Consider the following 12,806-nt stretch of genomic DNA (forward strand, 5'->3'; position numbering starts at 1 on the left):
ATAGGTGCCTAGGGGAAGCGACCAAGAGCTGCCTCGATTGCCGTCACAAAAGCCGGCGGAAACAATGACTCCCCCGAATCGGTTTGAATACTCCCGTCATCCGCGACTACGAGGCCACGCTCTGCAAGGCGTTCCCGGTCGACGCCCTTGTGGAGGGCATTCTTGAGGCGCGGCGTCAATGATGAGCCGGGCGTTTGGGCCGTGCATGCTTCTATAGGAACTGGCGCCGACGGGGGCTTGGGCATCGACCCCACCTGTAGCGTTTTGAAGGCGGCATGCAGGTTGTCGTTGACTACCTTCAGCCGCTTGCCCTCTTCGATGGCCATGCGCAGTGTGGCGCGGATACTCAGGTCTGTGATGAGCTCAAGTGCCGCCTCCACCTGTGACCTGCCCTTGGCGACGTACTTCTTCGAGCCGCTCACTGCTGCCGCGTAGGCCGTGATGACATCGCGAAAGTGCGCGCCTTGGGTGTTGCGCAGGCTCTGGGTCTTCGGGCCGCCGGCGACTTCCAAGCGGCGCCCAACCTCGGCCAGCGAATAGTCTCGGCCGCCTTCGTCCCGAATCGCTTCCAGCACCTCCCATAGCAGGTCCAGGTTCTTCAGCTTGGACTCGCGGTTGGCCGCATCCCTGTAGGACTGGTAGAGCTGCCTGGCGTTGCGAACCAGGTCTGGTGCCGTCGTGGTTGTCAGTGCTTTCATGCGCTGCTCTCGATGAGGATGGTGCGACGAGTGTTCAGCGGCTTGGGCGCCACGGACTCGAGTTGGGCGGCAAAGGCCTTCTCAATGCCGAGCGCTCGCAAGGTGGTGCGGCCGTCGATAAGGTCATGAACGGTCTTCCGGCCCAGGCGCGCGTAGAGAAACTTGCCCATCTCATTGGCTGCGCATAGCGCGGCGTCGTCATCGAGGAGCAAGAAATGCGGCTCATGCCCTGTCGCGCGCAGCATCCGGTCGAACAGGCGAGCCCGCTCGAGATTGGGCTGTTGCCAATTGATTTGTAGGCCGTCAAACAGCGTTGCGCTTGTGCAGATGCGGTGGAGCTGCTCGAACTCGTGCGATTCAGTGAGCACCGCCTCCAACTCCCCGGTGCCACCGACGACGACCAGAGAGAGCCCTGTCCCAGCTGGGCCGGCTCCGAGGTTGTTGATGCGGATGCTCTGCTCGGTGAGTGCATAGGCCGCCTGCAGGCTCAGCGCGATGCCATCCACCTCCGCAGTGGTGGACTCGAGGGCCGTTTCTGCGATACCAAGCTCGCGCAGATGGACGAACGGCTCCCCCTGCTCCAAGGAATCAGCGTACTGGTCAGACAGGGTGTCGAAGCGTGCCTGGGCCTTCTCGAACGCAGCAGAGGACTTGCGCAACCGGTAGGACAGGTCGATGACGTGCGCCTCGAGACCGAAGAGGAAGGCTGGTCCACTGATGAAGAAACGGCAGCGAACACAGTTACTTGCGCCGCCAGGCACGGCCAGGAAGCGAGTCATGCCAGAACCGGGGTCCATTGCCGCCAGACCCTCATGGCAGCGCTTGGCACCCACGGGACACAGCCCGTGGTCCATGACCACCACGCCAGTTCCGGTACCGCTCTGCAGTGCGTCCAAGGCGGAGCCGTGGGTTCGCGCCACCGCATGCTCCAGCTCTTGCCGGCTCGCGCGCAAGATGAAGCCGGCCATGTCGGTCTGCGCCTTGCGCTGACGCTCCTGTACTGCCGCATCCAGCTGCATCGAGATGGTCTCTGCATTGAGCTTGGTGTAATACAGCGTCATGATGACCGAGGCGTGCCCGACTATTTTCATGAGGATTTCAGGCGGAACACCCTCCTCATACATCGCGGTAATCATGGTCACTCGCAGCGCATGCAGGTCGAACAGCGCCGACGACGGCTGCCCATCCTTGCCGTAGGACGCCACCAACTTGACCGGCTCGCCATTGACCAGCGTCTCGCCAGACCGCTGCATCCTGCGTTCCAGTTCCTCCATGAGCTTGAGCCACAGGTTGCGCAACCGCACGTCAGTGACAGGAAAGTCCGGCCGATGTCGGTTACAGGGGTCGCGGAACAGGAAGTAGTTGGAGCCAAGCTTGAGCAGGTCGTCAACGTGCTTGGCGGCCTTGAGCTCCGCAATGTCGGACCACTGGGTGGGCCCGCGCACCGGGTTGTACTTCTCCTGCCAATCCCGCAGGCGCGCGAACAACTCCAGAGCGTCACGCTTCTCCCACGGCATAACATAACCGGAGTCGTCCCTTTCCTTGTCAATGTCGCCCGTCTTGTTCGTGTTGAAGTACAGGACCGCACCTAGGCTGCCGTCCTTTCGCTTGTATTGCCGGAAGACACCGCGCTCGACGCCAGCCTGCGAGGGGGCACGTGGACCCGCGTTGAGTTCCCATTGCGCACCCACGCTGTACCGCAGTGAGTCGCCCTCTCCGCTGTCGAGGTGGCGAACCTGAAATGTGCGGGCTGGCAGGATGAGCTTGGCGAGCAGGGCGTAGGCCCGGACGGGACTCCAGATAGTCGCGAACTTGCCAGTCTCGGGGTTCTCCCAACGGAATGTGTCCTTGTGCCGACCGACCTCTCGGACCCATGCGAAGTCGTTCTCTGTGAGGATGTTCATGGCCTGCTGGATGAGCCGGGTCGGCATCGGCTCGCGGTGGGTCTCGCCCTTGTTCACGCCGCGGTAGGTGGGGAGCACCACCGGATTGGCGAAGCCCGGCATCAAGATAGGGAGTTCGTGGTCGTCGGCCTGCGTGCAGACCTTCAACAGCACCTCCTGGAGGAACTGATGGACCACGGTCATCGTCTGCCGGCCCTTGTTCCCCTCGAAGTGGAACAGCGGCTCAGGCCGTCGGCGCATATCGAAGTAGCCCGCCGGGCTGCGAGAGAGTGTCGGGTTCTCTGCCAAGTGCTTGATGAACACGTTGACCGAGCTGCGGCGCTTCTTGAAGTTGGCAGGATTCTCGGCCAGGTGCTGCTTGCCCAGGTTGACCCAGGCCTCAAGCGCGGGGTCCTTGGCGAGCGCCCAGCTAAAGTCGTCGTCCCTGCGCAGGTGGCCGGACTTGGCGCGGTAGAAACCGAAAGACTCCAGGGTCCACGGCACCTGCTTCACCGAGTAAGACTCGCGCAGCGCCTGGAGCACCCCTGAGAAGGCCATCGCTCGAGGCTTGCCCTGCCGAGTCTGCCCGGGCTCATATTGCATGGTCTCCGGCGTCACATCCCCCAACTCCAGGATGCCAGCGCGCGACAACAGCATGTCCACGAAGAAGCGGAAGGTCACGCTGTCGTCTATGGCGCCGCGGTCCAGGTAGCCGCGGACCTTGGTGAGGAATCGCTTTTGGGCGTCGCCCCATCCGAAGTTGTCCAAGGACAGTACGGCTGACGGAAAGGGCTCTTGCGAGGCCGCAGGCCATGCAACCAAGCCGCGAGACCAGAACGAGAGCATCAAGGCCGACAGGAACCGCTGGCTTGCCTTGTAGGCGGGGCTATCAAGCTTGCTCTTGAACTCACCCAGTAGCGCCGCATCCAAGCCGGCCCCGAAGGCCTCGGGTGTGTCGCAGGCGGAGAGCTCCATGACTGCGGCACGCTGCTGGGCTGGCGGACGGTGCGAGGCTCGCAACTCTTGGATGCATACAGCCCACTCAGCAACAGCCTCCCGGACGGACTCCTGAGTCCAGTTCGGCGAAATCAGGTACGAGTCCGGGGATTCGTTGGCGTAGACAGTACGACCCGTCAGTTCGCTGGTGAGGGCTACATACTGGTCCAGATGCCAGATGTGCTGGGTCATGTCTTGCTTTCTAGGTTCGGGAGCTCCAGGACTTGGCCGTCTCCCATCGCTGCTGCCACCTTGGCCACACCAAGCTGCCGGTAGACCTGCTGACTTTTGACGTTTCGGTGGTGCATGGCCACTTGGCCCTCCTTTTCGCCGATGCCGAGTTCGTTGAGCCACTGGCCGTACCGGTGGCGCAGTGCCTGCGTCGAGGTGCCGCCCCACTTCGAGGGTGTGAGGCCGATGCGGCAAAGGGCCGCGATGAACGAGTCGCTATGGGCTTCGGCACCCAGCGGTTTGGCATCCTTGGTCAGGAACGCCCAGGGAGTCTGTAGTGCCGGCGGTCGAACGTGCTCGATGTACAGGCGCCACAAGGTCAGAAAGACACGACCGGCGTTGCGGTCGACCCAGAACACCTGGAACGCATTCCGGTCCAGATGGGTGAGCAGGTTGCCCTTCCACCCGGCGTGCCGCCGACCGTTTTCCATGGTCAGCGGCTTCTTGCCGCCACAGAATCGCTGCAGGTAGTCGGCACGGTTGGTCTTGCGCTTGGCCCCTGTCATCGGATCCAGGTAGTCGATCAGGCCGTCATGGGGCTCGTGGATGAGCACCAGGGCAAGGTCGGGGTCACCCGGGTCAAGAAAGACGTCATCGACCCACAGATGCATCGGCTCACTCTCACGGCAACCGCCATACAGGCACAGCAGCGTAATTAGGATGTCGCGCAGATTGAACTTCGCCCAAGGCTCGGCCGCATCCTGCTTCCCCGGGTTGATGAAGCCGCGCCAGAGCAGGGCATCGACTTGCTCCGCCGGGAAGGCCTTCGTCTCCTGCAGTACCGTGTTCCGTCGGCCTGGTGTGGCAATGCGCCTTGCCACTTCAGCCTTCGGCACAGCCCAATTTCGGCTCTTGATGTGCGACAACAGAGACCCCGCTTTCCATTTGTTCCAACGGCGCCAGAACAACAGCTGGTCGGAGAACGACGCGCCGGGCTGCATGGGGTTCAGGGAAGGTATGCCATGGTGATCGGTGAGCCAGTCGCTGAACTCGACAAGGCAGCGCGTCAGGCGGGCGACGTTCTTCTGGCTGGTGGCGGCCCAGTTCAGACCGAGGGCGTCCTCTCCGTCCCGGTACGTGCCGAACAGCAAGTCATGGGCAAAGGCGGTGTAGATAAGACCCCGACTATCCTGCGGCCAGAACTCCTCTGCGCGCACCGACAGCCACTCGATGAACCTCGCCAGCGTCTGCGCGTAGGCGCGCTCAGCTGAAAGCGACAGGCCGCGCTCGCGAAAGAAGTCCAGGAGCGGCGTGAAAGGCTGGTCCCCAACGATGACCATGGCTGTGGGCGCTCCAGCACGCATGCGGTCATGCACCACGACGGTCTCGGTTCTGACCATCAAGCGGCACTCCAGAGCTTTGCAGAAATGCCGACACCACCTACACGCGCGCGCCAGCCTGTGCACAACCCCGCAGCCGACCTCAAGTGGGCGGCCGCCCAATGCGTTGCACCGGGGTGGCAAGCGGGCCCGCCGCTATCTTCGCCCTTCAGGCCTGACGCGCCACTTCGTGGCTTGCCCAACGAAAGTATCAGCAGCTTGAACACCACATTCACTTGCCTGAGCACTGAGAGCCGCATTCAATGAGTATGCTGCATCACCGGGTATTTCACATGGCGCCTGCGGGAGACATGCCGACGCCTACGGCCATGGCGCAGAGTTTCAGTCTGGCGAACATGGTTCCCCAAAACGCCCAACACAACGGGGGTGCCTGGAACAAGATCGAGCAGGACACGCGGCACTACGTAAAGCGGGCCAAGGGGGATGTGTTTGTGATTACCGGGCCGGTGTTCACGGATGCGGGGCCGCGCATTGGGGCCAATGGGGTGAAGGTGCCGACCTATCTGTACAAGCTCGTCTATGACGCCACGACCAACAGGGCCTGGGCACACTGGCAAGAGAACCGTGAGGGGGAGCCTGTGGATCGGCCGATCAGCTATCAGGAGCTGGTGAAACGCACGGGGGTGGAGTTTTTGTCAAGAAGTGCACTGCAGCATTGAGTGGCAGCAAGGGCCGTGTCAGCGGCGGGGGTATAAATCGGTCCTTTCCACCCTCTACTCGTGAGCATCCATGAACCGCGCAGAACTCGTTGAAATCCTGGCTTCCAAGAATGACCTGTCCAAGACCGCAGCCAATGCAGTGCTGGAAACGCTGATCAATACCATCCAGACGGCCGTCAAGAAGGGCGATGCCGTGCAGCTGGTGGGCTTTGGCACCTTCAAGTCCGCCAAGCGTGCAGCACGCGCTGGCAAGAACCCCTCGACCGGTGCTGCGCTGAAGATCCCGGCGAGCACGGTGCCCAAGTTTGTAGCGGGTGCGAAGTTCAAGGCTGTGGTGGATCCCAAGGCTGCCAAGCGCAAGGCGGAAAAGGCTGGGAAGTAAGCACAGCGTTCTCGGACGCAACCGAAGCAAACCGCCATGGGCCCAAGCCTTTGGCGGTTTTGTTTTTTGAGGGGGCGAAGAAGGATTGCGACACTGGCTGCGCATCAGCCCCTAAGTGCGCGATAAGCGGCGAAAGTTACCATTGGGCGTATGAATACATTTTCTAATGCCTTTCGCGCTGAAGTTGTTCGCATGGCGCGCAAGGAGCTCAAGCCTGAACTCCAGGGCATGCGCAAGGTGATCACCGGCCATCGCTCTGAGATTGCAGCTTTGAAACGTGAGGTCAAAGCACTGACCTCCCAGCTCAAAGCCACTCAACGGCAGATCAAAGCAACGGATGCACCAAAAGCCAAGGTGATCGCTGAAAAGGCCACTCCCAAGAAGTCAAAGCAGATCCAGTTCGATGCTCAGGTGTTGATCGAGAAACGCGCGGCACTCGGCATCACACAGAAACAGATGGCCCAACTGTTGGGCGCTTCCTCGCTGTCTGTCTACAAGTGGGAGACGGGCCATGTTCATCCACGGGCAGCGCAACTGGAGCGCATTGCTGAAGTGCTCAAGCTGGGCAAGCGAAAGGCGCTGGCATTGCTCAATCCATAGTAACAGTGAACGGTGGGCCGGATTACCTCACCATGGACTTAGCGGCGACGGTATTGTTCTCCCGTTGACGAGTCACTGCTTTCGTCCGCCAGTTCGAATAGGCACTGCATGTAGGGCTGGCCTTCGCTTCATCGGGCACGGTCTTCATGGAAGCGACAGATTACGCGTGGCCTCGCAGTCCCTCCGGCAGCAACTGGAGGCATGTGACCTTCAGCTCACCCAGGTGCTGCATCAACTGTGCGCCGAATATCAGAGTGAGGCGGCCCGCTTGCCATCGGACACCGACACCGTCGGCTCGGCTGGGATCACTGACGCACTCAAGGCGAAGATGATTAAGCTGCAAGCCACCGGAGGAGATATCGGTCTCTGTCTGAGGACCCGGATCGCTGCATGGCACGTCCTGGCTCTGTACCCTGGAGAGCAGCAACTCAAGCTTGCCCGGCGCGATGCCATCCAGCGCAGCGTCGAAGAGGTGAGGGCGCTGCCCGGATACCTCGACCAAGTCCTTGACCGTGACCTTGGAACTATAAAGGCGTTCTGGAACTCGACGGAAACGCTGCAGAAGCGCAAAGATGAAGTTCGTGCCAGTGCCGGGCTAGCAATCCAAGGAGTCAGGAGCAGCGCAGAGGAGGGCTACGCTATGGCCGACAAGACCGACCAGCTGCTCATCGAGCACGCTCAGCCTACGCGCTACTTCTTCGAGATCGATGGCTTTGGGCTCATAGGAGTTCGGCGAGAAGCACACCCAATTTCGGCCTGAACTTACGTCCGGAACCGCGCGAGACGAGTGAGGCTGGGCCGCAGGCGAATTCTGATATCTTCGGCCGCGGGTTCCCCTACACCAAGTAGTCTTTTGATGGACGTTCAGCTTCGTTGTACTGGAAGGGGTCCGGTGCCGGTTTGTCCCCAGTTGGTCTTGGCTGGCGCAGGGACTCCCTCCAGCTGGCGCTAGACACCGAGAGGTCGATCTCTGAGCTGACATTAAACTGCCGGCATACATCCATCTCTTCCCGCTGTCCTTCTGGTAACAGGAGATCATCCCGGACGGATACTTTTCCGGCTCAGCTACCGGCCTCGGCCATGGGTGGAATCCAGACTTCTATGGTGCCGGGTGTGCCGTTGAGTTGCGGCGGCAGCGGGCGTACGGCCCACGGAGTTGCGCTGCCGGGCGGCTGCAGCCGCAGGGCACAGGCCAGCGACCCGCTGTCGTGGTAGATCACAGTGGGTACAGCGGGCACCTGCGGGGCGTTGCGGCCGCGGCGGCGGGCGCTGTCCACAACGTCTTCCACTGGGGGTACGCTGGCTCCGAGTTTGCGCCAGGGCTCGCGTAGCAGCCGCGCGCGATCGCGCAGTTCGGGACCGAAGATCTGGATGTACACGATGTTGCGCAGGCAAACCTTAAAGTTCACCATTGGCGCGCTGACCGACCCGGGTGTCGCAGCGGTTGGTGCACTGCTAGCGGAAGTTCCGGGAGCAGGAGTGGAAGCCGCACTGGCATTGGGCGTCGGCACGACTGCGGCCCCGGTGGACGGCGATGGGTCTTTTGCGGTGACCAGGCCTAGCAATTCGAGGGTCACTGCCAGCAGACTGAAAACTTTCTCTGGTTGTACGCTGGTGTCGGAATCTGAAGATGACGCTGGCGCTTGCGGCAGGCAGTTTCGCTGGGCGGGGCCTGGTGCGCTGGGGTCGCGCACCCAGTAGCGCCGTTCGCATCTGGGTCTGGTGCTGGTATCCTGGCGCAGGCAATCCGGCACATCATCCTTGTCGAGCAGAACGATGCAGGCCCGATTGGGCGACCCGGCGGCTCTGCAGCTTTCTAGGGCGTCGGCGAGGGCATTCCGTACTACCAAAGACGCCCGGTAGGCAGCAGCATTCTCCGGCTTGCAGTGGGCCTCGGCCACGCGCACCAGCGCGGTCGCCAGCTCGTTCGGTCTGACGGCTGTCCTCTTGGCACCGACATGGGGCGCTTGCACCGTGGCGGTGGTCGCTGGCGCCGGGGTGTCTACCGGCGTCTCGACTGCGCGTGGCGCTTCGAGCAGGTACTTGCTGTGGAGGTCCGACAGTTCCTTGAGCACGTCCGGATGCACCCGGCGAGCGTCTTCCCACTTCTTCATTTGCTTGTCGACCGCCTGCCAGGTGGCCGCGCCGAGCGTGGCGAGCGCGCCTAGGCTCACCGAAGCCGCCACGGCGCCGGTGGCGGCGATGCGGGAGGGCAGCCGCTTGGGCGCTGCGACCACATGCAGCCTGCCGCGCTCATCGCGTGTCGCGATGCTGCCGTCGTCGAACTCGAAGTGGGTGGCGGCGACGTACGGCAGGTCGTCTAGCATCTGGCGCTGCAGGTGCATGCCCATGGTGTAGCCCAGATGAAAGTAGCTCTCCCACTGGGCTTCGCTGAAGAGCTGGTCGGTGGTAGGCTCCTGCGGAAACAGCGGGTGGTCGGCCTTGAAGTTCGTCAGGTCTACCGGCACGCCGGCGCACATGTTGGGCTTCACGACGATCATGTAGCCCTTCTTGCCACTGCGATAGTCTATGCGCGCAATCGCCAGGCAGGCCTGGCTGTCGTCCGAGGCGAGGTCGTTGAGAGAGCCGAAGAGAGTGAGAGTGGTAGGCAACCGCGGCTTCAGAAAGCTAATCTGGGCCTGCAGATCGATGCGAGCCTTGCGTACCAGGTTCTCCAGGTCGCCGAATGCGTACCGTGGGTCAGCGCCGCAGTCGGCCACTACCACCAGCGCGCACTCCTCCCGGAGCAGCGCGTAGGCCGCCGTGTTCTCGAAATGGCCGCCGTCGCTGAGGTACCAGTCGGCGCGGTCGGTGCCGTCGAAACTGCCTTGTAGCTCAGCCAGCAGCTGGTTGTATTTTCCGACGCAGCGTGGAGCAGAGGCGCCCGCACCCCACTGAAGCGTCCGCACATTCCACCAGTAGCCCAGGCGTATGCCGCATAAAGTCAGCAGCGAGGCGATGCCCGGCTTAGTGCTGCTGCCCAGCCCCGGCGCCACCGCCGCGCCGGAGATCGCCATCCAGGAACCGAGCGTCATGTCTTCGGCCCCCTTCCCCGCGCTCCAGCCATCGTCGCCTATGCGCAACCAGCCCTGGGGCCCGGCGGTGATCGGCAGACCCTTGCGGTCCTGGTTGAACAGTCCACCGCGCGTGTCGCGGGTCTGGTTCACGCAGGCGTTGATCAGATGCACAGGCCCACCGCCGGCATGCGGCGCGTAGCTGGCCATCGCCACGTCGTCGCTAGCATGCACGTCCTGCACGGACACCCTGCCGGGGCGGGCGATGTCATCGCGCTGGTAGACCGCGGTAGCAGCCTGCGGATGTCCTCCGAAACGCGCCACGTTGCCCGCGCCAAGGTAGGCGCGTACCAGACGTGCCCGGTAGAAGGCGTAGAGCGAGGAGCGGTTGAGGAAGTCGCGATTGCGCAGGGACACGCCCATCAACAGCGCCACGGGCAACGTGATCACGCTCAGCCAGAACCAGCTGAGTCTGAAATGCAACGAACCCAGTGTCTCATCGAATAGCGCGAGCGTGGCAACGCGGTGCACTACGCTGATCCAGAACACCAATACCAGCAGGAGCACGGACAGGCCGATGAAGTTGACCAGGCTACTGAGGTTGATCCGCGTCCCTGGCGTCAGGCTGCGCGGCAGGTCGGCGATCTTGGGCAGCACCGCGCGCAATGCCACCACGGTAAGCATGGAGGCGGCGCCAAGGGCTCCCTGGTGCTCACCGTCGGCATCGGCCAGCAACCAGGCCAGCATGTCCACTAGACCCAATACAAGGATGGCAAGTCCGGCCTTGAGAACGTGCGCCAGCCCGGTGGTAAGCCGGTTGCGCGATACGTCGGGCGAATCGGGGTACCGGCGCGCCAAGCCCTGCGCGATGAGCGCGCCGGCAACCCAGGCCAGCAGTACGCCACCAGCCGCCAGCAGCAACCCGCTGGGAAGCTGGAGCGCGCCGTTCTTCGTTGCGTTCGCCGGCCGGGCCTGCCAGTAGTTCACAAGTTCCCAGCAGCCCGCCAGGCAGAGCGCAACCATGAGCCAGCGGAGCAGGGACAAGTCCTCACGGGCCTTGGACGGCAGCACCCAATAGGCCGATGCCAAGGCTGCGGCGACCAGCATCAGCGGCGGCATCAAAAGCCAGAGGCTGGGCCAACGGGATAGCGCGCCCAGTACGTCCGCCGTCAGCCAGGAAGGCCCCGCGCAGGTCTTGCGGGTCAGGCAGTCGGCCCATTGCCATAGGCCAAGGTCGAGCTGTACTAGTAGGCTGCCCAGTAACAGGCACAGCAGCGCCACTTCGATGTGCACGCCCACGAGGTTGCGACCGAAGTTGGCGGCAGCGAACATCAGGTCCTTGCCGCTGCGGGGGATGAGATAGCGACCGTTGGCGCGCAGCCAGAACGCGAACCAGCGAGTGTCCGCATCGGCCAGCGCGGCTTCGACCTCCTGCGCCGGTTGCCCGATCCGGGCGGCATCATGGAAAAGGCGGCCGACCGTGGCGCCGATGTAGCCGCCGCCCGAGACGGTCGATAGCATGTCGAAGCGGTGGAATACTTGGTTCTTCGCCAGGGCCTTGATCAACCCGAAACAGAACGTGGCGCTGCGGATGCCTCCGCCCGATAGCGCCAGGCCCCAGGTGCCTGCGTCGACGGCCGGGCGCTGGTCGTCGGCCAGCAGTTCACGTCGGCGAGTCACGAGGGTCTTCAGGTCGGCGTCTAGCGCCACGTCGTGCAGGGGCTCAGCGGGACTAGTCTGGGGTTGCGATGGAACGTCGGACATGACAGGCCTCCGATGGGTATCACGCCCGGCTATACCGGGCGCTGGAATTACCGTGAGGCCCTGCTCGGCTTGAGAAGCAGTGCCGCAAGCCCAGCAGCATTCTCGTTGCCTGCTGCATTCCGCCTTCACGCCAAGCGTGCCGGCATAGCCTCTCGTTGCGCCCTGCCCTCACCATCGTCACCTCACACTCCTGCACCGCATAGTCGCTAAGCGGCACCGCCGGATCCGCTAGGCGCTCGGCATGGTGACGAGCCATCATGTACATCGTGTAGACCATGGGCACCGAGGGATCTCCTGACTCGATGCGCCAGGGTCGGCTGCGACATGCTCAGCTGCTTCGCACATTGCGTCTGCGTCTCGCCGCGCCGAGGGCGCTTGCCGGCGATGTTTCGCGCCAGTTGCTTGCTCTGCTGCAGCAGGGCCTGCTGGGACTCGGCGGGGGATGTGTTTTGTCGCGGCATGCACATATGCTGTTTCGTCTAGATTTGGGGAGATCTATGAATATTTCGACCGATGGCTGCAAACGGTCAGCCCAATTTCACGCCGAGTTTTTTGCGGGTGTTGATGCCCACCTCTCCATCGGCCAGCAGGCCCTTAGCGGCCTGGAAGGCGGCGACGGCCGCTGCCGTGTGCGGTCCGTAGACGCCATCGGGCTCACCGGGTGAGTAGCCTTGGTCGATCAGCGCCTTCTGCACCCGCTCCACCAGCGCTCCTCGCATGGGTGGGGTCATGAGGCGTAGCACGAGGCCTGGGGCCTCATACGCCGTGTCCAGGCCCGTGGCCGTGGCGTAGTCGAAGCCCGGCACGATGACGCCGAGGTCCCAGCGCCGGCCGCTGGTCTTGCCCGCGATGACGCCCATGCGGCTGGAATAGGCCTCGACCGTCGTGCCGTCCCCGGCGCTTAGGGCGACGTGGCCGATCATCCCGGGCGCGGGCTTGCGGATGAGGAAGGCACCGGGGGTGTTGATGGCCACCGTCAGCGCGACCGCGCGGCCCTTGGCCGCCGCGTCGCGGGCCCACCACCCGGAGTACGCATCGGCGGTCGCCGGGTTGCCGGCGTCCGTGTCGCACCCGTAGAGATAGCCCGCGAGCTGGTACACCAGCCATGACGCGAATTCGGCGCAGTCCCAGGGGCCCTTCCAGCCCGCGGCGTCCTTAGGGACGGGTGCGCCGAGCACGTAGGGCTCCTTCAGATGCTTGCGCGCGAGATCGACGATGTCTTGTCCTGTTGGCATGGTG

Annotated in this window: 8 protein-coding genes and 1 pseudogene; 4 read left to right on the forward strand and 5 right to left on the reverse strand. The window is 63.2% G+C overall.

The genetic code is table 11. The features are described 5' to 3' along the window. Positions 1–8: 8 nt before the first annotated feature. From gmtX to gmtY, 3 genes are read right to left on the reverse strand one after another with little or no spacing between them, the layout of a single operon-like run. Positions 9–698: a gamma-mobile-trio protein GmtX gene (gmtX, locus tag EXV95_RS18640; RefSeq protein ID WP_176887978.1), complete on the reverse strand. Its 690-nt coding sequence runs from the start codon at positions 696–698 to the stop codon at positions 9–11. Continuing rightward, entirely contained in the window at positions 695–3,769 is a 3,075-nt protein-coding gene (locus EXV95_RS18645; protein WP_176887979.1) for a VPA1269 family protein, read from the reverse strand. Before EXV95_RS18645 ends, gmtX begins: the two co-directional genes overlap by 4 nt. After that, a complete protein-coding gene (gene gmtY / locus EXV95_RS18650; RefSeq protein WP_255485026.1) occupies positions 3,766–5,148 on the reverse strand; it encodes a gamma-mobile-trio recombinase GmtY in 1,383 nt (460 codons plus the stop codon). Before gmtY ends, EXV95_RS18645 begins: the two co-directional genes overlap by 4 nt. Before the next feature lie 269 nt (positions 5,149–5,417). Between gmtY and EXV95_RS18655 the strand changes: the two are divergent. The 4 genes and pseudogenes from EXV95_RS18655 to EXV95_RS18670 form a co-directional block, all read left to right on the forward strand. Next, positions 5,418–5,807: pseudogene (locus tag EXV95_RS18655) on the forward strand (DNA/RNA non-specific endonuclease); the annotation flags it as partial. 70 nt (positions 5,808–5,877) lie between these two features. Further along, complete coding sequence (locus EXV95_RS18660) at positions 5,878–6,189, forward strand: HU family DNA-binding protein (protein WP_176887980.1); 312 nt, start codon at positions 5,878–5,880, stop codon at positions 6,187–6,189. Between the two features lie 150 nt (positions 6,190–6,339). Then, a complete protein-coding gene (locus EXV95_RS18665) occupies positions 6,340–6,789 on the forward strand; it encodes a helix-turn-helix domain-containing protein (protein WP_176887981.1) in 450 nt (149 codons plus the stop codon). 166 nt (positions 6,790–6,955) lie between these two features. Further along, the gene (locus EXV95_RS18670) at positions 6,956–7,549 is read left to right on the forward strand and encodes a hypothetical protein (RefSeq protein WP_176887982.1); all 594 of its coding nucleotides are present in this window, start codon (positions 6,956–6,958) and stop codon (positions 7,547–7,549) included. Between the two features lie 301 nt (positions 7,550–7,850). On the opposite strand, the gene EXV95_RS18675 is transcribed toward EXV95_RS18670, so the two are convergent. Both EXV95_RS18675 and EXV95_RS25015 read right to left on the reverse strand, forming a co-directional pair. Further along, positions 7,851–11,567: a patatin-like phospholipase family protein gene (locus EXV95_RS18675; RefSeq protein ID WP_176887983.1), complete on the reverse strand. Its 3,717-nt coding sequence runs from the start codon at positions 11,565–11,567 to the stop codon at positions 7,851–7,853. Positions 11,568–12,094: 527 nt separating this feature from the next. Then, complete coding sequence (locus EXV95_RS25015) at positions 12,095–12,802, reverse strand: peptidoglycan-binding domain-containing protein (RefSeq protein ID WP_176887984.1); 708 nt, start codon at positions 12,800–12,802, stop codon at positions 12,095–12,097. Positions 12,803–12,806 lie beyond the last annotated feature (4 nt).

This window comes from Acidovorax sp. JMULE5, assembly GCF_013376875.1.
Taxonomy (GTDB): Bacteria; Pseudomonadota; Gammaproteobacteria; order Burkholderiales; family Burkholderiaceae_C; genus Acidovorax; species Acidovorax facilis.